The organism is Streptomyces sp. NPDC050636 (assembly GCF_040654775.1).
In the GTDB taxonomy this organism is placed as follows: Bacteria; Actinomycetota; Actinomycetes; order Streptomycetales; family Streptomycetaceae; genus Streptomyces.
Map to the genome: position 1 here is coordinate 1 of NZ_JBFAIP010000075.1, position 21822 is coordinate 21822.

Annotated in this window: 20 protein-coding genes; 11 read left to right on the forward strand and 9 right to left on the reverse strand. The window is 70.8% G+C overall.

Features of this window, described 5'->3' with window-relative positions; genetic code table 11:
- Nucleotides 1-189 precede the first annotated feature (189 nt).
- Nucleotides 190-891 carry a nucleotidyltransferase domain-containing protein gene (locus AB0I10_RS31850; RefSeq protein ID WP_363156144.1) on the reverse strand — a complete coding sequence of 234 codons (702 nt, stop codon included), beginning with the start codon at nucleotides 889-891 and terminating at the stop codon, nucleotides 190-192.
- Between the two features lie 237 nt (nucleotides 892-1128).
- On the opposite strand from AB0I10_RS31850, the gene aroH reads away from it, so the two are divergent.
- From aroH to der, 5 genes are all read left to right on the forward strand, one after another.
- Entirely contained in the window at nucleotides 1129-1491 is a 363-nt protein-coding gene (gene aroH / locus AB0I10_RS31855) for a chorismate mutase (RefSeq protein ID WP_363156145.1), read from the forward strand.
- Nucleotides 1488-2573 carry a prephenate dehydrogenase gene (locus AB0I10_RS31860; protein ID WP_363156146.1) on the forward strand — a complete coding sequence of 362 codons (1086 nt, stop codon included), beginning with the start codon at nucleotides 1488-1490 and terminating at the stop codon, nucleotides 2571-2573. Before aroH ends, AB0I10_RS31860 begins: the two co-directional genes overlap by 4 nt.
- Nucleotides 2574-2658: 85 nt before the next feature.
- Nucleotides 2659-3393 carry a (d)CMP kinase gene (gene cmk, locus AB0I10_RS31865; RefSeq protein ID WP_363156147.1) on the forward strand — a complete coding sequence of 245 codons (735 nt, stop codon included), beginning with the start codon at nucleotides 2659-2661 and terminating at the stop codon, nucleotides 3391-3393.
- 98 nt (nucleotides 3394-3491) lie between these two features.
- Nucleotides 3492-4079 carry a lysophospholipid acyltransferase family protein gene (locus AB0I10_RS31870; protein WP_363156171.1) on the forward strand — a complete coding sequence of 196 codons (588 nt, stop codon included), beginning with the start codon at nucleotides 3492-3494 and terminating at the stop codon, nucleotides 4077-4079.
- Between the two features lie 95 nt (nucleotides 4080-4174).
- Nucleotides 4175-5635 carry a ribosome biogenesis GTPase Der gene (gene der, locus AB0I10_RS31875; protein WP_363156148.1) on the forward strand — a complete coding sequence of 487 codons (1461 nt, stop codon included), beginning with the start codon at nucleotides 4175-4177 and terminating at the stop codon, nucleotides 5633-5635.
- A gap of 42 nt (nucleotides 5636-5677) precedes the next feature.
- Here der and AB0I10_RS31880 read toward each other — a convergent pair whose 3' ends face one another.
- The gene (locus tag AB0I10_RS31880) at nucleotides 5678-5968 is read right to left on the reverse strand and encodes a hypothetical protein (protein WP_363156149.1); all 291 of its coding nucleotides are present in this window, start codon (nucleotides 5966-5968) and stop codon (nucleotides 5678-5680) included.
- A 171-nt stretch (nucleotides 5969-6139) separates the two neighbouring features.
- Nucleotides 6140-6949, reverse strand: a complete 810-nt coding sequence (locus tag AB0I10_RS31885; protein WP_363156150.1) for a hypothetical protein — start codon at nucleotides 6947-6949, stop codon at nucleotides 6140-6142.
- A 489-nt stretch (nucleotides 6950-7438) separates the two neighbouring features.
- Here AB0I10_RS31885 and AB0I10_RS31890 point away from each other — a divergent pair, with 489 nt between their 5' ends.
- The 3 genes from AB0I10_RS31890 (at nucleotide 7439) to AB0I10_RS31900 (ending at nucleotide 10887) form a co-directional block, all read left to right on the forward strand.
- Nucleotides 7439-8698 (forward strand): glycosyltransferase family 4 protein, encoded by a 1260-nt coding sequence (locus AB0I10_RS31890; protein WP_363156151.1) that lies wholly within the window; start codon nucleotides 7439-7441, stop codon nucleotides 8696-8698.
- Nucleotides 8699-8934: 236 nt separating this feature from the next.
- Nucleotides 8935-9810, forward strand: coding sequence for a hypothetical protein (locus AB0I10_RS31895; protein ID WP_363156172.1), 876 nt, complete (start codon nucleotides 8935-8937; stop codon nucleotides 9808-9810).
- A gap of 117 nt (nucleotides 9811-9927) precedes the next feature.
- Nucleotides 9928-10887 carry a YafY family protein gene (locus AB0I10_RS31900; protein WP_363156152.1) on the forward strand — a complete coding sequence of 320 codons (960 nt, stop codon included), beginning with the start codon at nucleotides 9928-9930 and terminating at the stop codon, nucleotides 10885-10887.
- On the opposite strand, the gene ctaD is transcribed toward AB0I10_RS31900, so the two are convergent.
- The gene (gene ctaD / locus AB0I10_RS31905) at nucleotides 10856-12535 is read right to left on the reverse strand and encodes a cytochrome c oxidase subunit I (RefSeq protein WP_363156153.1); all 1680 of its coding nucleotides are present in this window, start codon (nucleotides 12533-12535) and stop codon (nucleotides 10856-10858) included. The genes AB0I10_RS31900 and ctaD overlap by 32 nt on opposite strands.
- Before the next feature lie 562 nt (nucleotides 12536-13097).
- Between ctaD and AB0I10_RS31910 the strand changes: the two genes are divergently transcribed.
- Nucleotides 13098-13313: an I78 family peptidase inhibitor gene (locus AB0I10_RS31910; protein WP_363156154.1), complete on the forward strand. Its 216-nt coding sequence runs from the start codon at nucleotides 13098-13100 to the stop codon at nucleotides 13311-13313.
- 104 nt (nucleotides 13314-13417) lie between these two features.
- On the opposite strand, the gene AB0I10_RS31915 is transcribed toward AB0I10_RS31910, so the two are convergent.
- Complete coding sequence (locus AB0I10_RS31915; RefSeq protein ID WP_363156155.1) at nucleotides 13418-14455, reverse strand: phosphatase PAP2 family protein; 1038 nt, start codon at nucleotides 14453-14455, stop codon at nucleotides 13418-13420.
- 265 nt (nucleotides 14456-14720) lie between these two features.
- A complete protein-coding gene (locus AB0I10_RS31920; protein ID WP_363156156.1) occupies nucleotides 14721-15914 on the reverse strand; it encodes a mannosyltransferase family protein in 1194 nt (397 codons plus the stop codon).
- Nucleotides 15915-16127: 213 nt separating this feature from the next.
- Between AB0I10_RS31920 and AB0I10_RS31925 the strand changes: the two genes are divergently transcribed.
- Nucleotides 16128-17771: an MFS transporter gene (locus tag AB0I10_RS31925; RefSeq protein WP_363156157.1), complete on the forward strand. Its 1644-nt coding sequence runs from the start codon at nucleotides 16128-16130 to the stop codon at nucleotides 17769-17771.
- A 142-nt stretch (nucleotides 17772-17913) separates the two neighbouring features.
- The gene (locus AB0I10_RS31930) at nucleotides 17914-19128 is read left to right on the forward strand and encodes an acyl-CoA dehydrogenase family protein (protein ID WP_363156158.1); all 1215 of its coding nucleotides are present in this window, start codon (nucleotides 17914-17916) and stop codon (nucleotides 19126-19128) included.
- A 63-nt stretch (nucleotides 19129-19191) separates the two neighbouring features.
- Here the strand turns inward: AB0I10_RS31930 and sepF are convergent, their stop codons facing one another.
- The 3 genes from sepF to AB0I10_RS31945 form a co-directional block, all read right to left on the reverse strand.
- Nucleotides 19192-19635, reverse strand: a complete 444-nt coding sequence (sepF, locus tag AB0I10_RS31935) for a cell division protein SepF (RefSeq protein WP_363156159.1) — start codon at nucleotides 19633-19635, stop codon at nucleotides 19192-19194.
- A gap of 354 nt (nucleotides 19636-19989) precedes the next feature.
- Complete coding sequence (locus tag AB0I10_RS31940) at nucleotides 19990-20928, reverse strand: ABC transporter substrate-binding protein (RefSeq protein WP_363156160.1); 939 nt, start codon at nucleotides 20926-20928, stop codon at nucleotides 19990-19992.
- A complete protein-coding gene (locus tag AB0I10_RS31945) occupies nucleotides 20925-21410 on the reverse strand; it encodes a GNAT family N-acetyltransferase (RefSeq protein WP_363156161.1) in 486 nt (161 codons plus the stop codon). The genes AB0I10_RS31940 and AB0I10_RS31945 overlap by 4 nt, the downstream gene beginning before the upstream one ends.
- Nucleotides 21411-21822 lie beyond the last annotated feature (412 nt).

Below are 21822 nucleotides of genomic sequence, written 5' to 3' on the forward strand. Positions count from 1 at the left end.
CCCACACTCAACGGGAGGGGCCGGACCGCAGGACGGAGTCCGGAGGTCCGGAACCGCACCCGACAGCCCCGCGCAGCGGCAACAGCCCCGCCGCAGGCGCAGCGGCGGGGCGGTCAAAAATGCGGCTCAGGCAAAGCGCAGCGGACCGGCGGGAAAGCCGAAAACGGCGAGCAACCAAGCCGGCCCAGGCTAAGCGCAGCGAACCGCGGACGCCCGACGGGCCCGGTACAGAAAGTCCGCCACCCGCTCGCGGTCCGGCTCGGCCGGCAGTGGGGAGCCGGACACCGCCGTGTCGGCCTCCTCGGTCAGCGTCGCCATCCGCCGCTGCACCTCATCCCAGGACACCTCGCCGCGCTTGACCGCCAGCAGCTCCTCGCGGGCCTCGCCGACATCCAGCGTGAGGGCTCCCGTGCGGAGCAGGTCCCGGGAGCAGGCCAGCAGCCGCAGCAGATGCATCGCGTGCTTCCAGCGGGGCGCGCCGTGCTGCCGCACATCCGCGTGCAGCTTCCGGACCTGCCCGACGGCGTAGCCCGCGAAGGTGCGGTGGACATACCGAGACAGGAACGCGTCGCGCAGTGCGAGCAGCTCGCGGCCGGTGGCGTCGACGCGCTCCACGAAGGGGGAGTGGAGGCACTCCAGGATGTTCGGGTTCGCGCGCAGTGCCAGTTCGCAGAACCGCTCCAGTTCCCAGGAGAACTCCTCCTCCCGCGGCCCCTCCACGTGGGTCGGCGGCTTCTCGAAGCTCCAGAAGAGACGCGTCGGGGCGAGGTACACCCCGCGCCGGTCGGTATCGCTGTTCTCGGTCGCCAGGCCGAACGCGCGCGAGCCCATCACACACCCGTAGACGGTGTGCTCGGCGACCAGGGCGTGACCTGCGGCATCTGCGGACATCGGGCGATTGTCGCTGGTGGGGGCGGTGGCTGTCACCGGAATTCCGGCGGGCGGAGTCCGGCCGTCCGGCACCACTGCCGAAAGGCCCTGTGCAGCGGCACCCGCCGCAGGAGCCACGGCGGGAAAGCCGAAAACGGGCGGAGGTGCAGCGCAGGGAAGCCGGCCGAGCGCAGCGGATACGCTGATCGTGCGCGCTGACGTGGGACGTGAGCGGCATCAGACGCAGGGAGCGGTGACGTGGCGGTACGAGCGGTCCGTGGGGCCGTCCAGCTGGAGCGGGACGACGCGGAGCACATGCAGGAGCAGGTCGCGGAGCTGCTCTCCGCGATCCTGGAGCGCAACAGCCTCCTCGCGGACGATCTGATCAGCGTGTGGTTCACCGCCACCCCCGATCTGCACAGCGACTTCCCGGCCGCCGCCGCGCGCGCCCTGGGCATCACGGACGTCCCGCTGATCTGCGCCCAGGAAATGGCGGTCACCGGCGCCATGGAGCGTGTGGTGCGGGTGCTCGCCCATGTCGAGACCGGACTGTCCAAGGCCGGGATCGCCCATGTCTACCTCGGTGCGGCCGGGGCGCTGCGAAAGGACATCGCGCAGTGAGGACCGCACTCGTCATCGGCACCGGCCTGATCGGCACCTCGGCCGCGCTCGCGCTGAACGCGCGCGGCGTGCAGGTGTTCCTGGAGGACCACGACCAGGCCCAGGCCCTCACGGCCGCCGCGCTCGGCGCGGGTGCCGCCGAGGCACCGCCCGGCCCGGTCGATCTGGCCATCGTGGCGGTGCCGCCCGCCCATGTAGCGACGGCGCTGGCGGACGTCATGCGGCGCGGCGCGGCCCGCGCGTACATCGACGTCGCGAGCGTCAAGGGCGGCCCGCGCCGTGAGCTGGAGGCGATGGGCTGCGACCTGACCGGCTACCTCGGCACCCACCCGATGGCCGGCAAGGAGCGCTCGGGACCGCTGGCCGCCACCGCAGACCTCTTCGAGGGCCGGCCCTGGGTCCTCACCCCGGCCCGCGACGGCGACACCGAGGTGCTCAACCTCGCCCTGGAGCTGGTCGCGCTCTGCCGGGCCGTCCCGGTGGTGATGGACGCGGACGCCCACGACCGCGCCGTCGCCCTGGTCTCGCACACCCCGCAGCTGCTCTCCAGCCTCGTCGCCGCCCGCCTCAAGGGCGCCGACGAGACCGCCGTACGGCTGTGCGGCCAGGGCATCCGCGATGTGACGCGGATCGCGGCCTCCGACCCGGCGATGTGGATCGACATCCTGTCCGCCAATCCCGGCCCGGTCGCCGATGTGCTGTCCGAGGTCGCCGCCGACCTGGACGAGACCGTACGCGCGCTGCGCGCCCTGGAGTCCGCCGACGAGGACAAGCGCGGCGGTGGCGCCGACGGCATCGAGGATGTGCTGCGGCGCGGCAACGCCGGGCGTGAGCGGGTGCCCGGCAAGCACGGCGCCGCCCCGGCCGTGTACGAGATCGTCGCCGTCTACATCGGCGACCAGCCCGGCGAGCTGGCCCGGATCTTCGCCGACGCCGGCCGGGCGGGGGTCAACATCGAGGACGTCCGCATCGAGCACGCCACCGGTCAGCAGGCCGGCTTCATCCAGCTCACGGTGGAGCCGTCGGCGGTGCCGGTGCTGACCGCGGAGCTGCGCGAGCGGGGCTGGTCCATCCGCCAGTGACTCCGTGGACGGCGCTGTGCGGGTGAGCCAGTAACCTTGTGCGAGGCCCTTATGGCCGTGGACCCCCGCCCCGTGTACAAGAAAGGTGTTCGTCACCGTGGAAACCGCCGCTCGGACCGCCCCGGCTGCAGTGATTGTCGCCATCGACGGCCCCGCTGGCACGGGCAAGTCCAGCACGTCCAAGGCTGTGGCCGCCAAGCTGGGCCTCGGCTACCTCGACACCGGCGCCCAGTACCGCGCGATCACGTGGTGGATGCTGACCAACCGGATCGACGTCAACGACGCGAAGGCGGTGGCCGACGCCGCGGCCAAGCCCGTGATCGTCTCCGGCACCGACCCGGCCGCCCCGACCATCTCGGTCGACGGTCTGGACGCCGCGGGACCGATCCGCACCCAGGAGGTCACCTCCGCGGTCAGCGCCGTCAGCGCCGTACCAGAGGTGCGGGCCCGGATCACCGGCCTGCAGCGCACCATCGCCGCCGAGGCGCCGCACGGCATCGTCGTGGAGGGCCGGGACATCGGCATCACCGTCCTGCCCGACGCCGACCTCAAGGTCTTCCTCACCGCCTCGGCCGAGGCCCGTGCGGCCCGCCGCAACGGCGAGCTCAAGGGCAAGGAGGCCGGCGACCTGGCCGCCACCCGCGAGGCCCTGATCAAGCGGGACGCCGCGGACTCCTCCCGTAAGACCTCTCCGCTGGCCAAGGCGGACGACGCGGTCGAGGTGGACACCACCGAGCTGACGCTGGACCAGGTCATCGAGTGCGTGGTCACCCTCATCGAGGGTGCCAGCGCCGAAAAGGCGGGGCGGGTCGCTCGGTGACCGATCGCGGCAAGGCGTCCGGCGCGGGGGCCGGGCAGCGGTCCGGCATCCCGAGCGCCAAGGGTGCCGCGGTCGGCCGGCGGATCGGCATCGGCCTGATGTACGGGTTGTGGAAGCCGCGGGTGCTGGGCGCCTGGCGGGTTCCGTCCGCCGGGCCGGTGATCCTCGCCGTGAACCACGCACACGGTATCGACGGCCCGATGCTGATGGGCACCGCGCCGCGGCCGGTGCACTTCCTGATCAAGAAGGAAGCATTCGTCGGCCCGCTGGACCCGTTCCTGCGGGGCATCGGGCAGCTGAAGGTGGACCGCGACAGCACCGACCGTAAGGCGATCACCGACGCGCTCGGTGTGCTGGACGGCGGCGGGGTGCTGGGGATCTTCCCGGAAGGCACCCGCGGCGAGGGCGACTTCGCCTCGCTGCGGGCCGGGCTCGCGTACTTCGCGGTGCGCTCCGGTGCCCCGGTCGTCCCGGTGGCGGTGCTCGGCAGCACCGACCGCAGCAGCCGGCTGACCCCGGCGATACCGCCCCTGCGCGGCCGTGTCGATGTCGTCTTCGGTGACGGCTTCCAGGCGGGCGACGGCAGCGGGCGGCGCACCCGCAAGGCGCTGGACGAGGCGACCGTGCGGATCCAGGAGCGGCTGACCGCCCACCTGGCAGAGGCCAGGCGCCTGACCGGGCGCTGACCGAAACTTGAGAGCGGGCTGCGTACGAGCAGCTCACCGATGACGCCACGCGGCGGAAGCCGCACACCGACCGCAGTGAACGAGGAACGGACTTCATGAACGACCAGACCCACACCGGCGACGAGCACGGTGCGCTGGGCGACGCCGAGTACGCGGAGTTCATGCAGCTCGCCGCGCAGGAGGGCTTCGACCCCGAGGAGGTCGAGGGCGACATCGCCGCGGCCGGCCACGGCCCGCTGCCCGTCCTCGCCGTCATCGGCCGCCCCAATGTCGGCAAGTCGACCCTGGTGAACCGCATCATCGGCCGCCGCGAGGCGGTCGTCGAGGACAAGCCGGGCGTCACCCGCGACCGCGTCACCTACGAGGCGGACTGGAACGGCCGCCGCTTCAAGGTCGTCGACACCGGCGGCTGGGAGCAGGACGTCCTCGGCATCGACGCGTCCGTCGCCCTCCAGGCCGAGTTCGCCATCGAGGCCGCCGACGCCGTCGTCTTCGTCGTGGACTCCAAGGTCGGTGCGACCGACACCGACGAGGCCGTGGTCAAGCTGCTGCGCCGGTCCGGCAAGCCCGTCGTGCTGGTCGCCAACAAGGTCGACGGCGCGTCCGGCGAGGCCGACGCCGCCATGCTGTGGTCGCTGGGCCTCGGCGAGCCGTACCCGGTCTCCGCGCTGCACGGCCGCGGCACCGGCGACATGCTCGACGCCGCCCTGGATGCGCTGCCGGAGGCGCCCGCGCAGACCTTCGGCGCCGCGCTCGGCGGCCCCCGCCGGATCGCGCTGATCGGCCGTCCGAACGTCGGCAAGTCGTCGCTGCTGAACAAGGTCGCCGGCGAGGAGCGGGTGGTCGTCAACGAGATGGCCGGCACCACCCGCGACCCGGTCGACGAGCTGATCGAACTCGGCGGCAAGACCTGGAAGTTCGTGGACACCGCCGGTATCCGCCGCCGGGTGCACCTCCAGGAAGGCGCCGACTACTACGCCTCGCTGCGCACCGCGGCGGCCGTGGAGAAGGCCGAGGTGGCGGTCGTCCTGATCGACGCCGCCGAATCCATCAGCGTCCAGGACCAGCGGATCATCACGATGGCCGTGGAGGCCGGGCGCGCCCTGGTCATCGCCTACAACAAGTGGGACAACCTCGACGAGGAGCGCCGCTTCTACCTGGAGCGGGAGATCGAGCGGGACCTCGTACAGGTTCCGTGGGCGATGCGGGTGAACGTCTCCGCGCGCACCGGCCGCCACATGGAGAAGCTCGTCCCGGCGATCGAGACCGCGCTGGCCGGGTGGGAGACCCGTATCCCGACCGGCCGGCTGAACGCCTTCCTCGGCGAGATCGTGGCCTCCCACCCGCACCCGATCCGCGGCGGCAAGCAGCCCCGCATTCTCTTCGGCACCCAGGCCGGCACCAAGCCGCCCCGCTTCGTCCTGTTCGCCTCCGGCTTCCTGGAGGCCGGCTACCGCCGCTTCATCGAGCGCCGGCTGCGCGAGGAGTTCAGTTTCGAGGGGACGCCCATCCACATCTCGGTGCGGGTGCGGGAGAAGCGCAGCAAGAAGAAGTAGCGGCCGGCCCGCCAGGGACGGGGCCCCGGCCGTACGGGCCGATCAGCGCCCGTGCGACCGGGAGTCCCGCTGGCCGGGCGGCAGCGCCGCCGGAGTGTGGCCCCGCGGGTAGTACGGCTGGCGGCCGACGACCTCCCAGTGGCCCGTCGACGCCGTTGTCCGGCCCCAGCTTCCGGTGCCGCGCAGTGATTCCGGGACCTCCGGCTCGTCCGTACGATCCCCCGGCAGTGCGCGGAAGGAGCGGCGGTACTCGGCGTACAGCGCGTCATAGATCGGCGTGGCCGAACCGCGGTCGGCGGTGTGCGTCGACCGGGGTTCGTGCGACGGGCGCATTCCGGGGATCGGGTGGGGGTACTGGGCGCGGGAGGAGGGGTCGTATGCGTGCACGTATCTGCCAACGACCCCGATGCCCGTGGGATGCGGCTTTCCTGCGGAAATGGCTGATCGCGGGGGCAATCCCGCCCATCAGGCGGTGCTGCCCCCGCGATCGGAGTACCGGTCGGGTCAGGTACCGGCCAGCGGCATCGCCGCGGCGACCAGGGCGCCCTTCGCGGCGGCCTGCTCCAGCGCCTGCCGCATGAGGTCCTCGCGCGGCTGATGCCCGATGGTGCCCGCGGGCGCGGCGTACATCAGCACGGTCTTCGACTTGTTCGCCTCGGTGCGCCAGCCGTCGGAGACGGCCAGCGGCTGATGGGCCTGCCACCATGCGGCCTGGCTGCCGCCGTTGGCCGGCTGGAGGACGGCGTGCAGCTTGCCCATGGCGAGCAGTGTGGACCAGCCCGGGTTCATGGCGGGCAGCTGGTTCATGTCGGTCACCGGCTTGAAGCCCTGCTCCATGAGCAGCAGCAGGAACTCGTCCTCCGTGCCCGCCGAGCCGGGGCGGGCGATCGGGCCGTCGGGCTCGACGACGAGCGCCGGGCGCAGTTCGCTCTCGATCAGCACCAGACCGCAGGTGATCCCGAGGGTCGCCTGGCGGTCGTTGGTGGGGACCGGAGCGTTCGGCGCGGGGTCCGCTCCTGTGCTGCGGGGGGCGGTGTCCTCACCGGTGATGGAGCGCACGGCTCCCTGGAGCTGCTCCTCCGAAACCGGAACGACCTGCGAGGGGATGCAGGTGGCGTGCGCGAACGCGAGCACCGCGGTCTCCTCGCCCACGAACAGGACGGTGCTGGTGCGCTCCTGTTCGCTGTCGCCCGGGGTGCGACAGGAGGTGCAGTCGTAGCTGCCGGGGGCGTCGCCACCAGCCAGCAAGCGGTCGGCCTCTTCGTCGCCGATCTCGGCGCGAACGTCGTCGCTGACGTCGAGCATGCGCGGCACGGGTGGCTCCTCGATCTTCGAACGGCTGCCGGGCGGTCTCCCGGCTCGTACAGGAACAACGGGTGACCTGTGGCAGGGGTCACGCGTGGCCGGGAACAGAATCGAACCGCGCCGGGCGGCCGGACCGGCTGATCACCGGCACGAAGGTGCCGCTTCCGTCTGCCCTGTCCGGCTGACTCTCCGCGGTGGCACGCCGGAATTCCCGGTCACCCGGGCCGGTGACACGCAGGATGTCCGCTTCACGGGCTCTCACCGTGCCTACCGGCGCCGATGACTGGCAGGGGATGGGATTTGCGGCGGAGAGGTTCCATGACGTTGCTACCGATGCCCTAACTTTTTCGGAACAACTTGGCGAAAGCCCCCAACCCGGAACCTCTTTTCACGGTCCTACCGTTCAGCCGCCGGACGGGTCAAGCCGTCGGGAGAGGCGCGCGGCGTGGTCCGCGGGGAGACCAGGGAAGACCGGAAGACCAGGGGGCACGGGGACGGATGCACATCTCATTCCTGATTCATAACGCGTACGGCATCGGGGGGACGATCCGGACGACGTTCAATCTGGCCCGTACGCTCGCGGACCGGCATGACGTCGAGATCGTGTCCGTGCTGCGCCACCGTGACACCCCGGTCTTCGATCTGGGCCCCGGGGTCACCCTCCGGCATCTCGTGGACATACAGGAGTCCAGCCCCGCCTTCGACGGCGCGGACCCGGCGTACGCCCGTCCCGCCAAGGTCTTCCCCGCCGCCGAGGGCCGCTTCGGCCAGTACAGCGAGCTCACCGACCGCCGTATCGCCCAGCATCTGCGCCGGATCGAGGCGGACGTGGTGGTCGGCACCCGGCCCGGCCTGAACGTGCACATCGCCAAGCAGGCGCGCCGCGGCCCGGTCCGTATCGGCCAGGAGCATCTCACCCTCGACACCCACAGCCGGGCGCTCAAGCTGGCGCTGCGCGGTGCCTATCCGCGTCTGGACGCGGTCACCACCGTCACCGAGGCCGACGCGAACGCCTACCGCCGTACGCTGCGGCTGCCCGGCGTCCGCGTCGAGGCGGTGCCCAACAGCGTGCCCGCGCCCGGTCTGCAGCCCGCCGACGGCACTGGCAAGTGGGTCGTCGCGGCCGGCCGGCTCGCCCCGGTCAAGCGCTATGACGTGCTGATCAGGGCCTTCGCCAAGGTCGTCGCCGAGCGGCCCGACTGGCGGCTGCGGATCTACGGCGGCGGCGCCGAGAAGGCCGCGCTGCGTGCCCTGATCGATGAACTCGGCCTGTACAACCATGTGTTCCTGATGGGACCGGCCAACCCCCTGGAGCCCGAGTGGGCAAAGGGTTCCATCGCCGCCGTCTCCTCCAGCCTCGAATCCTTCGGGATGACGATCGTGGAGGCCATGCGCTGCGGCCTGCCCGTCGTCGCCACCGACTGCCCGCACGGCCCCGGCGAGATCATCGACGACGGGACGGACGGCAGGCTGGTGCCGGTCGGCAAACCGGAGGCGCTGGCCGGCTCGCTGCTGGAGCTGATCAACGACGACGACGCCCGGAAGCGGATGGGCCGCGCCGCCCTCGCCGCGTCCGCCCGCTTCGACCCCGCCACCGTCGCCGGACGCTATGAAGCGCTGTTCAGCGAGCTGCTCGCGCAGCGGCGGGGCAACCGGCTGCGCGGCACCCTGCACCGCACCCGGGGAGCACTGCTGAGCGGCGCATACGCCACCAAGGACGCGGCCCACGCCGCAGTGAGAGGGGTGCGGACGGCGTGAACGCCTCGACGCAGCTGCCCGTGACCGGACACGAAGTGCCCGGAGACGAAGCCACCGGAGACGAAGCCGCCGGACACGCAGCGATCGGACCAGAAGTGAAGGAGCCCCAGGCCATCGACCAGGAACCGAAGGTTCCGGCGACCGCACGCCCCAACGGCGGCGGACCGGGGACACCGGGGAGCGAATCGGCCCGGCCAGCGGCGGCCCGCCGGAACGGCACGGCGGCGCCGACGGAGCTGAGGGCCGACTGCATCGCGGACTCCGCGGGCGGGCTCACCTTCGACCTGCCCACCCCTCAGGAGGCCCACACCGCCTGGAGCGCGGCGCTCGTGCTGCGGCTGCGCGGCGGCGACGGCGCGGACGACGAGGTACGGCTGCCGCTCGGGCCGAACGGCTCGGGGCGGCTGCGCGCGGTGCTGCCCAGCACCGTCGCGCTCGCCGAGGGCCGCTGGAACGCCTACGCCGACTTCGGTGACGGCCGGGACCCGCGGCGCCTGCTGCCCGGCGTCAACGACCTGCGATCGCTGGTGGACCGCCGGCCGCTGGCGGGCATCGGCCGGCTCGGCGTACGCATCCCGTACGCCACCAAGTTCGGCAATCTGGCGCTGCGCAGCTGGCAGCGCGGCCCGCACGCCGAGGCCGGCGACATCCTGGTGGCGCCCGACGGCCTGACGGTCTCCGGCCGGCTGTACGGGGCCGTGGCGGCGGCCGGCGCTCAGGTCGAGGCCCACGCCCGGCGCACCCCGCCCGGCAACGGCGCGTCTGGTACCGGCGCGTCCGGTAACGGTGCGCCGCTCGTCGTCACCGTCCCGCTGACCGTCGAGGGCCCGGACTTCACCTTCACCCTGCCGTACGCGGAACTGGCCGCCTGCTGGGAGCGCGGCAACGAGCCGTGGGACCTGTGGGTGCGGCCCGCCGAGGGTGCCCGGCCTGTCCGGATCGCCCGTCTCCTGGACGATGTCCCGGACAAGAAGCAGGTGTTCAGCTACCCGGCGCTGCCGGTGCGGGCCGCGGTGGGACAGGTCAGGGTCGGCCCGTACTACACGCTCGACAACGACCTGGCCATACGGGTCGCGGGCCCGGCCGAGCAGGACGCCCCGGCCGGGAGCTGACGGCGGGTGACGGCCGGGAGCTGACCGCGGGCAGGCACCTTCGCCCGGCATCCGGGGATGCACCTCCGCCCGCCCTTGCGGACCGTAGCTGTCCGCAAGGGCTGCGAGACTTCGAGCATGTTGGACACCTCTGCGCGTCTGCTCCGCCTGCTCTCCCTGCTGCAGGCCCACCGGGACTGGTCGGGCGCGGATCTCGCCGACCGGCTCGGCGTCACCCCGCGCACCGTCCGCCGGGACATCGACCGGCTGCGGGAGCTCGGCTACCCCGTGCACTCCACTCCCGGAACGGCCGGCGGCTATCAACTGGGCGCCGGTGCCGAACTCCCGCCGCTGCTGCTGGACGACGAGGAGGCGGTGGCCGTCGCGGTCGGTCTCCGTACCGCCGCGGCCGCCGGCGTCGAGGGCATCGAGGAGACCTCGGTACGCGCACTGGCGAAGCTGGAACAGGTGCTGCCGCACCGGCTGCAACGTCAGGTCGGCGCGCTGAACGCCTTCACCGTCCCGATGCTCGGCCGGCCCGGCGGCCCGCGGGTGGACGCCAACACCCTCTCCGAACTCGCGCACGCCTGCCGGGACTGCCGTCAGCTGCGGTTCACCTACGCCGCACACGACGGCACGGTCTCCCGCCGCACCGTCGAACCGCACCGCCTGGTCTCCGCGCAGCGCCGCTGGTATCTCGTCGCCTGGGACGTGGACCGCGCGGACTGGCGCACCTACCGCGCCGACCGCATCACCCCCACCCCGCCGCACGGTCCACGCTGCACACCGCGCACCCCGCCCGCCGAGGACCTCGCGGCGTATGTCTCCCAGGGCGTCTCCACCCGTGCGTACGCGGAGCAGGCGACGGTGCTGCTCCACGTGCCGGTGGACGAGGCCGCGACCCGCATCAGCCCGTCCGCCGGGACGCTGGAGGCGGTCGACGAGCACAGCTGTCTGCTGCGCACCGGGGCGCACAGTCTCGATGTGCTGGTGATCCACATCGTGCTGATGGGCTTTGACTTCGAGGTCCGCGAGCCGCCGGAACTGCTCGACCGAGTACGGGAGATCAGGGACCGGCTTTCCCGGGCGCTGGGATAGCGGCGGGCTCCTTGCCCACCTCGGGGTGGTGCAGATCGAACGCGGGCGACTCGGAGCGGATCCTGGGGACGGTGGTGAAGTTGTGCCGTGGCGGCGGCGAGGAAGTGGCCCACTCCAGGGAGCGGCCGTAGCCCCAGGGGTCGTCCAGCCCGATCCGGGTGCCGTACCGCGCCGTTTTCCAGACGTTGTAGAGGAACGGCAGGGTGGAGGTGCCGAGCAGGAACGAGCCGATGGTGGAGACGGTGTTCAGGGCCGTGAAGCCGTCGGCGGCCAGATAGTCGGCGTAGCGGCGCGGCATGCCCTCCGCGCCCAGCCAGTGCTGGACGAGGAAGGTGAGCTGGAAGCCGGTGAACAGCGTCCAGAAGTGGATCTTCCCCAGTCGCTCGTCGAGCATCTTGCCGGTGAACTTCGGCCACCAGAAGTAGAAGCCCGCGAACGTCGCGAAGGCCACCGTCCCGAAGACGGTGTAGTGGAAGTGGGCGACGACGAAGTACGAGTCGGTGACATGGAAGTCCATCGGCGGCGACGCCAGGATGACGCCGGTCAGGCCGCCGAACAGAAAACTCACCAGGAAGCCGACCGACCACAGCATCGGGGTCTCGAACGACACCGAGCCGCGCCACATGGTGCCGATCCAGTTGAAGAACTTCACCCCCGTCGGGGCCGCGATCAGGAACGACAGGAGGGAGAAGAACGGCAGCAGCACCGCCCCGGTCGCGAACATGTGGTGGGCCCAGACGACCACCGACAGGCCCGTGATGGCCATCGTCGCGCCGATCAGCATGACGTAGCCGAAGATCGGCTTACGGGCGAAGACCGGGATGATCTCCGTGATGATGCCGAAGAACGGCAACGCGATGATGTAGACCTCGGGATGGCCGAAGAACCAGAACAGGTGCTGCCACAGCAGCGCACCGCCCGCCTCGGGCTGGAACACCACCGAGCCGTACTGCCGGTCCGACTCCAGCACCAGCAGGGCGGCGGCCAGCACCGGGAACGCCATCAGCACCAGGATGGACGTGAAGAGGACGTTCCAGGTGAAGACCGGCATCCGGAACATCGTCATGCCGGGCGCCCGCAATGTGATGACCGTGGTGAGGAAGTTGACGGCACCGAGGATGGTGCCGAAGCCGGCCAGCGCCAGGCCCATGATCCACATATCGGCGCCGATGCCGGGGGATCGGACCATCGAGTTGAGCGGGGCATACGCCGTCCACCCGAAGTTCGGTCCGCCGGACGGTGTGAGGAGGCTGCCCACCACGATCAGGCCGCCGAAGAGGAAGAGCCAGTACGAGAGCATGTTCAGCCGCGGGAAGGCGACATCGGGCGAACCGATCTGCAGCGGCATGATCTCGTTTGCGAAGCCGGCGAAGGCCGGGGTGGCGAACAGCAGCAGCATGATCGTGCCATGCATCGTGAACGCCTGGTTGAACCGCTCGGCGGTCACGATCTGCAGCCCGGGGCGGGCCAGCTCGGCCCGCATGATCAGCGCCAGCAGACCGCCGACCAGGAAGAACGCGAACGAAGTGATCAGGTAGAGGTGCCCGATCTTCTTGTGGTCGGTCGTCGTCAGCCAGTCGACCAGTACCGCCCCGCGGCGCCGCGCCCTGGCTGGCGGAATGCTCGCCTCGGCGCTGTCCGTGACCAATCCGCTGCACCTCGTTCATCGCGGGAGTACTGGGGCGGGGCAATGGGTGGGGGAGGTGGTGCCGGGGCAATGGGTGGGGGAGGTGGTGCCGGGGTAATGGGTGGGGGAGGTGGTGCCGGGGGACATGATGCTCGCGCGGGGGTCCCAGGGCGAGGGGGCGCTCCGGTCCGTTCCGGTGCTCTCCGGCCCGCCGCACGGCCCGGCGGCCGGGCAATGTGCGGGAAATGTGCGTGGAGTGTGTGGCACCGGCCAATTAGGGGCTGGCTGATAAAGGGCTTAAGGGAAGGGGATTTCGCGGCTGGCGGGTGAATAATTTCCGGTGCCTGTCCGGATTTGCCCGAGGTAGGGGTGCCCGTTTTCGCATTTGATCAAGGTGGAATTCCGGCCGCATTGTTTTCCACCCGGTTGCGGCAACACACGGCACGTACGGGTGACCGGTGTTACCGCAAACGCAGGAGCCTTCGCTGTGACACAAGTGTGACCAATGAAGGACCGGGAAGACACCGAGGTGTGCGCCGGAAGGGCCTTCCGTGTGACAGCGCGGGCACCTACGGTGGCTGTCATGGCTCCCGATGCACTCTTCCCGAACGAACCCCAGGACGACCCCGAGTCCTATATCGGCCTCGCCCAGCAGGACGCCGAGGACCGGGCCCGCGCACGCGGCTGGACCACCGTCCGCTCGCTGGCGCCGGGCGCGGTCATCACCATGGAATTCCTGAGCGGCCGGGTCAATTTCGAGGTCAAGGAAGGCCTGGTACAGCGCGCCTGGAAGGGCTGACGGGCGGTACGCAAACGAAGGCCCCGGCTGCTCCGGAGGGAGCGGCCGGGGCCTTCGGCGCGGGGAAGCGGGTGTGCGTACCGGCCCCGCGGTTGTGGGGTGGGTCAGCCGGTGCCGTTGCGGCCGCGCCCGGACGTCGGGCTCAGCGGCGTGCTGCGCGGGACGCGGTCCGCGTGCGGCGGCCTACGGCTGCCCACCGGGGTGACCGGCGAGCGCTCCGAGCGGGAGGTGTGCGGCCGCGGCGGGTGGTGCGGCCAGCCGTCCGGGGTGCGGGTGGCGGTGACGCGGCCGCCCGTACCTGCGCCGATGGTCTCGCGTACGAGCACCTCGCCGTCCGGGGCGACACGCTGCCGGGAGACCTCGGGAGCCAGCGCACCGACCGGCAGCGGTCCACGCAGCGAATCGGGGCGCAGTCGCAGCCACAGCCGCAGCAGGACGCCCATGAGACGGTCCTCCACCCACGTGATGCCGGGCTCCAGCCACGGCAGCGCCAGCAGCACCAGCAGGCCGGCGGCCCAGCCCAGCAGCACATCGCTGACCCAGTGCGTACCGAGGTAGACGGTGGTCATGCCGACGCCGAGCGCGCCCAGGGCGGCGATCACCGACAGGGTGCGGCGGCGCAGCGGGGTGGTCGCGAGGTAGGCCAGCACACCCCAGGTGACCACGGCGTTCGCGGTGTGACCCGAGGGGAATATATCGCCGCCCAGCCACATCTCAGTGGCGCCGACCGTCGTCGCGTAGTGCGGGCCGAGACGGCCCATGCCGAGCTTGGCGGCGCCCACGGTGATGTTCAGCAGCAGCAGCGAGGCGCCGAACACCAGCAGTGGGTGGAGGTTGCGCTGCCGCCAGCAGCGCCAGCCCAGCCATGCCGCCACCGCCACCGCGGTCGGTCCGCGCTGCCCCAGGACAACGAAGTAGTCGAGGAAGGCATGGATCTCCGGCCATTGCTTGTACGGCCTGAAGAACATGACCTGCCAGTCGAATGTGACCAGCCATGAAGTGGTCAGCACCCCGGCCACGATCGCCGCATACACCGCCAGTGTGCCGCCGAACAGCCACAGGCGGGTCCGGGTCATCAGGGGTGGTCGGGCGCGATCGGTCGGGCGCTCCTCCATCTGGTCGAGCTTGTCATCGGTACGCACTCAATCGACGTTACCGCGTGTGATGTAGCAGCTTGGTCAAACTGTGCGCTTTGTAATGACGATGTGATGTGGAATCGGTCTCAAACGGGGCTCCGGCACACGGCTTTGGAAGGGAATTCCCAGAGATTCGGATTCCCGTCCCGGCATCCGCGTGTCGCCGCCGCGAGTGCTTTATCTGCTTTTCGCGGGCGAGTTTATCCCCGATTCGCCCGGCTGTCGTGAGGAGTTTCCCCGGAGCGGCGCCGACGAGACGAAGATCATCTGCTTACGGGGGGCCGGACCCGTTCAGCCAGAACGCCCCGTAGACCGCCGAGCCGACCGCGATCAGCCCGACGACCAGCCAGGCTCGCGCACGGGGCCACCGTGCGAGCCCCACCGCGAGCGGCAGCAGCAACGGGTACGCCGGCAGCATCAGCCGCGGCTTGGAGCCGAAATAGCCCTTCGCGGTCAGTGCCAGCAGCAGCACCACACCGCCGTAGACCAGCAGCGGCAGCGGTTGCCCCTGCCGTACGCCGCGCACGTACAGCCAGATGACCAGCGCGACACCGACGAGCAGTCCGACCCCGGCGAGGAACGCGGGCCCCGACAGCTGGTGCCAGATGAACGTGCCGAACGCGATGCCGCCGTCGAAGCCGTTGCCCCAGTCGCCTTGGACGTCCAGATAGCCGGTGAGACTGCCCTGCCGCGTGCCCACCCACAGGAAGTAGCCGACCCAGCCGAGCGGCGCGAGCAGCACGCCCAGCAGCATCCCCCGGTGCCGGCCGCGGAAGATCGTGCGGAGGCGCAGGCCACCGGCCCGGTCGTTCCACACCGTCACCGCGGCGGTGACCCACACGGCGGCGACGACCGCGAGGCCCACCGGCCGGGTCAGCCCGGCCAGCGAGGCGAGCACACCCGCCCATACCCAGCGCCCGGTCAGTACGCAGTAGACGCCCCAGGCCGCGAGCGCGGTGAACAGGGATTCCGAATAGGCCATTGACTGCACGATCCCGACCGGCAGCACGGCCCACAGCGCCACCAGCGCCATCCCCGCGCGCGGCCCGTGCAGCCGCTCACCGGTCGCGTACAGCGCCCAGGCCGCGCACAGCGACGCCAGCCAGGCCACGACCATCCCGGCGTCCGCGGCGGACAGCGGAGAGACCGCGGACAGGCCGCGCTCCAGCCACGGCAGCAGTGGAAAGAACGCCAGATTGGAGTGCACATCGCCGTTGGCCAGCTGCACGCCGTAGCCGTAGCCCTGCTCGGCGACCCGGGTGTACCAGAGCGAATCCCAGCGGGCGGTGAGCAACGTGTGCCAGTTCTTGCCGTTCGCCGCCGACCAGACCGCGAGCACCGTGACGCCCAGCAGCCGGACCGCCGCATACGCCGCGAGCGCGGGGGCGGCACGGCGCAGCGCGGCCCGGACGGCGGGCGCGCACGGCGTCCGGCCGGGGGCGGCGGTGGAGGCAAGATCGTTCATCCGGACGATTATCCAGGTGGCCGAAGAACGACGGTCGACCGGCGGGTGGCGCAACGCCAACCCTTGCGATGCGCGTCTCATCGTGAGGTGAGCCACGCGGGACCTCGGGCGACTCGCGTAGTCTGACGTCTCAACTCGCCCGTGCCGCCGGTTCCGCCCGGGGCGTTTTCGCGCCCTGATCCGCGGCCGCGAGAGCATGACAGGAGGTTCTGCATGTCCGGGACGACCACGTCCGGCAGTGGACGGACGACTGGTGTTCCCCGGCTTTCAGGCGGCGGCGCGAACCGCTGGACCGTGCTGATCGTGCTGTGTGTCAGCCTGCTCTTCGTCGCGCTGGACACCACGATCCTTTACGTGGCCGTGCCCTCCGTCACCGAGGACCTGCGGCCGGGTCCGGTTGAGCTCCTCTGGATCGTCGACGTCTATCCGCTGATAGCGGCGTCGCTGCTGATCCTCTTCGGCACGCTCGGCGACCGCGTCGGCCGCCGTCGTGTCCTCCTCCTCGGCTACGGCCTGTTCGGCCTGGCCTCCGCCGCCGCCGCACTCGCGCCCAACCCGCAGATCCTGATGGTGGCGCGCGCCCTGCTCGGCATCGGCGGCGCGATGATCATGCCCGCGACACTGTCGATCCTCCGCCAGGTCTTCCCCGACCGGCGTGAGCGCGCGGTCGCCATCGGCGTCTGGAGTGCGGTGGCCGCGGTCGGCGCCGCCGTCGGCCCGGTCCTCGGCGGCTTCCTCGTCGAGAACTTCTGGTGGGGCTCGGTCTTCCTCATCAACATCCCGATGATGGCCGCGATGCTCCTGATAGGCCGCTGGCTGCTGCCGGAGTCCCGGGGCGAGCGCAACGGCCCGTGGGATGTGATCGGCGCGGTCATCGCGGCACTCGGCGTGCTCGGCATCGTCCTCGGCGTCAAGCGGATCGGCAGCGGGGCACCGGTGCTCGGCCTCACCACGCTCGTGCCCATCGCCGTCGGCGTGCTGCTGCTCATCCTCTTCGTACACCGCCAGCGCCGGCGCGAACACCCGCTGATCGACATGCGGCTGTTCGCCCGCCCCGCGTTCGGCACCTCCGTCGGCTGCATCGTGCTGGCGATGCTCGCCCTGGTCGGCCTCCAGCTGATCGCCGTCCAGTACCTCCAGCTCGTCCTCGGACTGAGCCCCCTGGAGACCGGACTGCGGATGCTGCCGCTGGTCTTCTCCGCGATGGCCGCCGGCCTCACCGGCTCGCGGATGCTGCAGACCCTCGGCCCGCGTGCCATGGTCTCCCTCGGCTTCGTCCTCACCGCCGTCGCGGTGCTCTGTCTGACCGCGATGAACGACCAGGACAGCGCCTGGCTGCTCAGCCTCGGCTTCGTACTGCTCGGCTTCGGCTTCCAGTCCACGCTGTTCGGCGCCTACGAGTCGATGCTCAGCGAGGCACCCGCGGAGCAGTCGGGCGGCGCCGCGGCCATCGGGGAGACCTCCTACCAACTGGGCGCCGGCATCGGCGTCGCGCTGCTCGGCAGCGTCATGAACGCCGCCTACGCACCGGGCCTCGCCCACGTCGGCGGCGTCTCGGCGAAGGCCGCCGAATCGGCGTCGCATTCGCTCGGCGAGGCGTACAAGGTGGCCGCCGGGCTCGGCCCGTCCGCCAAGGCCGCGCTGCGCGAGGCGGCCCGGGACTCCTTCGTCCGCGGACTGCACATCACCCTTGTCGCCAGCGCCTTGCTGCTGCTGGTCGGCGCGGCGATCGCGCTGCGGCTGCCGCGCCGGGCCGCGGACTCCACGGAACGGGCCGAAGGTGGTACGGCCGTGGGGGAGAGCAAGGCGGGGGCAGGCTGTGAGGCCGAACCGGCCCCGGCGAGCTCGGGCCGCTGACCACGGAGCGGGGCGGCTGCGCCGCGCCGTGTGCCACCGGCGGTGACCCTTGCCCGGAGGGCCGGGCGGACCGTACCGTCGGACGCGCATAACTACCACTGCTAGTTTTCGCGCGAGCGCCGAACCCGCCGGAGGCACCGTCATGTCAGCACAGCCGTCCGCTGCTTCCTCAGCTTCCTCGGGGGCCTCGCCGTTCGACCCCGGCGACCCGCTGGGCATCGACGACCTGCTCACCGACGAGGACCGCGCGGTCCGCAGCACCGTCCGCCAGTGGGCCGCCGACCGCGTCCTGCCGGACATCGCCGACTGGTACGAGCGCGGCGAACTCCCCGGCATCCGCGAGCTGGCCCGCGAGCTCGGCTCCCTCGGCGCGCTCGGCATGTCCCTGACCGGTTACGGCTGCGCGGGCGCGTCCGCCGTCCAGTACGGCCTGGCCTGCCTGGAACTGGAGGCCGCCGACTCCGGCATCCGCTCGCTGGTCTCCGTCCAGGGCTCGCTCGCCATGTACGCCATTCACCGTTTCGGGTCCGAGGAGCAGAAGCAGCGGTGGCTGCCGGGGATGGCGGCCGGCGAGATCATCGGCTGCTTCGGCCTCACCGAGCCCGACCACGGCTCCGACCCCGCCGGTATGCGCACATACGCCAAGAAGGACGGCACGGACTGGGTTCTGACGGGGCGCAAGATGTGGATCACCAACGGCTCGGTGGCCGGCGTCGCCGTGGTCTGGGCCCGTACGGACGACGGCATCCGAGGCTTTGTCGTGCCCACCGAAACCCCCGGGTTCGCCGCCCCCGAGATCAAGCACAAGTGGTCCCTGCGCGCCTCGGTGACCAGCGAACTCGTGATGGACGAGGTACGGCTGCCGGCCGACTCCGTGCTCCCCGAGGTCACCGGACTGCGCGGCCCGCTCAGCTGTCTGAGCCACGCCCGCTACGGCATCGTCTGGGGCTCCATGGGCGCGGCGCGCGCCAGCTTCGAGTCGGCGCTGGAGTACGCGAAGACGCGCGAACAGTTCGACCGCCCCATCGGCGGCTTCCAGCTCACCCAGGCCAAGCTCGCCGACATGGCCGTCGAACTGCACAAGGGGATCCTGCTGGCCCATCACCTGGGACTGCGGATGGACGCGGGGCGGCTGCGCCCCGAGCAGATCAGCTTCGGCAAGCTGAACAACGTGCGCGAGGCGATCGAGATCTGCCGTACCGCCCGGACGATCCTGGGCGCCAACGGGATCTCACTGGAGTACCCCGTCATGCGGCATGCGACCAACCTCGAATCGGTGCTCACGTACGAAGGCACCGTCGAAATGCATCAGCTGGTGCTGGGCAAGGCGCTCACCGGTCTCGACGCGTTCCGGTGAGCGGATGGGTGACGGCGGGCGCCGACCGATCCGGTGAGCCGCCTCGCCTCAGCTCTGTGCCGCTCAGCTCTGGTTGAAGAATCCGCCGGTGCGGCGGCCCTCGCCGCTGACCACCTTGTAGTCGGCGGGGGTGAGCAGGAAGACCCGGGTGGCGACCCGCTCGATCGAACCGCGCAGGCCGAAGGTCAGACCGGCCGCGAAGTCCACCACGCGCTTGGCGTCGGCGGGCTCCATGGACGTCAGATTGACGATCACCGGGACGCCGTCCCGGAAGAGCTCGCCGATGCCGCGGGCGTCGCGGAAGCCGTCCGGGGTGACCGTGGCGATGCGGGTGCCCTGGTCCTGGGCGGCTTCGTCGGCCACCCGGATCCGGGGGTCGGTCACCCAGGAGTCGCCGCCCCGGTTTCCGGCCTCGGGGCCCTCGGCGTAGTCGTCGTCGTAGTACCGCTCGTCATCGTTGTCGTCGACGAGGCCAAGCCAGGCACTCGCCTTGCGCACCGATCCCATTGACGCCTCCTCTCACCCGTAAGGTCTGTGTTCCGCCTCTCTATGGTCGTCCATGATGCGGAGGGTGTGCCAAGTGGATAGCCGCCGCACGGGGGGTTCGTGACACATCTGGTGCAAAGAGGTTGGCGTGTCATCAGTTCCCGTGTCCTGCACGGGAACTGACAGTGCGACGGTTGTCACAGTCGGTACGCATCCGGCATGTCGACAGGTGGTCGGCGGAGTCAAGATCGTACCGTGAGGTCGGTTCACGCATGAGACCAGGGCATATGTCCATGACTCGGATTGACGCCGGAGATATAGGCCGATGATCGGGCGACCGCCAGGCCCGCCAAGGCTCCGGACCCGTAAAGGTGTTCACCGGATCTCCGGCGGGCTGATCTGCGACGTCTTGATCGCCGAGGCGCGGGTCCCCCACTTCTTCAGGATCCGGTCGTAGGCGCCGTCCTTCTTCAGCCGGTTCACCGCGGCCTGGACGGCGGGCGCCAGCGGGGTGCCCTTCTTGAACGCGAAGCCGACGTCAAGACGCCTGAATTCGTTGAGAAACCGCAGGCCCTGCTGCTGCCCCACGGCATAGCGCAGCCCGTTGATGGTGCTCATCACCACATCGCTGCGCCCCTGCTGCAGCGAGATCCACAGCGCGCCCTGCTCGGCGTACGTCTTCACGTCGTACGGCTTCTTCCCCGCGTCCTCGCACAGGTGCTGGTTCTCCTCCAGCGTCGCCTCGAAGGTGGTGCCCGCGCTGGTGGCGACGGTCAGGCCGCACAGCTGGTCCAACGAGGTGACCTTCTTCAGCGGGCTGTCCTTGCGGGCAGCGAAGCCCTGGCCATCGTTGATGTAGGTGACGAAATCGATCGTCTTGCGGCGGTCGTCGGTGACGCCGAAGTTGCCGGTTCCCACGTCGTACTTGCCGCTGCCGAGGGCCGGCAGGATCGCCTCGAAGCTCGCCACCTCGCGCTTGAGCCCGACGCCGAGGACCTTGGCGACCGCGTCCGCGAAGTCGACGTCCTGGCCTGCGAGGGTCTTGCCGTCGGCCAGATAGGTGGTGCCGGGCGGGGTGCCGACGCTGGTGGCGAGGGAGAGGGTGCCACGTGCGCGGACATCGGCGGGCAGCAGCTTCGCGGCGGCGGGGTCCTTCTTGATGCCGGAGACCACGTCCGTGGTGGGGATCGTGGCGTCGGTGGCCGACGAGCCACCGGACGCCGGACCGCCCGAGCCGCAGGCGGTGAGCGCCAGGACCGCGGTGGCCAGGAGGGCGGCGGCGCGCAGCGCGGTGGCGCGGGGCGTGGTGGTCATGGGTGCGGGATCTCCAGATGCTTCTCGAACGGCAGCGGGCCGATCGACTCCGGGGCGGCGGACAGGTCGAACAGGGGGCGGTAGCCCGTGGCGAGATAGAGGCCCTTGGCCTCCGGCTGGCGGGGGCCGGTCGTCAGATAGACGCGGGTGTAGCCGCGGTCGGCGGCGTCCCGTTCCAGGACATCGAGGACGCGCCGGGCCAGACCGCGACGCCGGTGGGCGGAGTGCGTCCAGATCCTTTTGAGCTCGGCGGTGTGCGCGTCATAGCGGCGGTACGCGCCGCCGGCGACCGGGCTTCCGTTCTCCAGGAGCAGCAGGAACGCGCCCCTGGGCGGGGTGAACTCCTCGGCCGGGTACTCCAGGCTCAGATCGATCGGTCTCTCGTACCGGGTGCTGTATTCGTAGGTGAGTTCATCCAGTAGGGGGCGGGCGAGGGGGTCGGTGACGGTGGTGTGGTGGACCGTCATGACGCCGAAGTGCATACCGTGCCCTTCTGCGAGCGTGCCGAAGGAAGCAAGGAACAGGGGAGCAAGGAACAGGGGAGCAAGGGCAAGGGCAAGGAACAAGTGCGGGAACTGGTAAAGCGAGGGGGGTGCGCCAGTTGGCGGCGCGAAGTGTGAAGGCGCGCGGTTGACGTCAGAGGTGGAACCGCGAAACAGCCCGGCCTTGGCGGCGGCGGGCTTCAGGGCAGGGCGTCAGCTCAACAGGACGACGACCACACGCGACCGAAGTCGATGTGGTCGCGGGTGACCAGCCGCTGCCATGGATACATGCGACTAAGTGGAACAGGCATCCGTTTCCGCGTCAACCATGAAGTGATCCATGGCTCACCGTTTGGACGGCCTTGACAACGAGGCGTGTTCACCGCATAGCCTCAAGGGCCGGTCGTGCTGA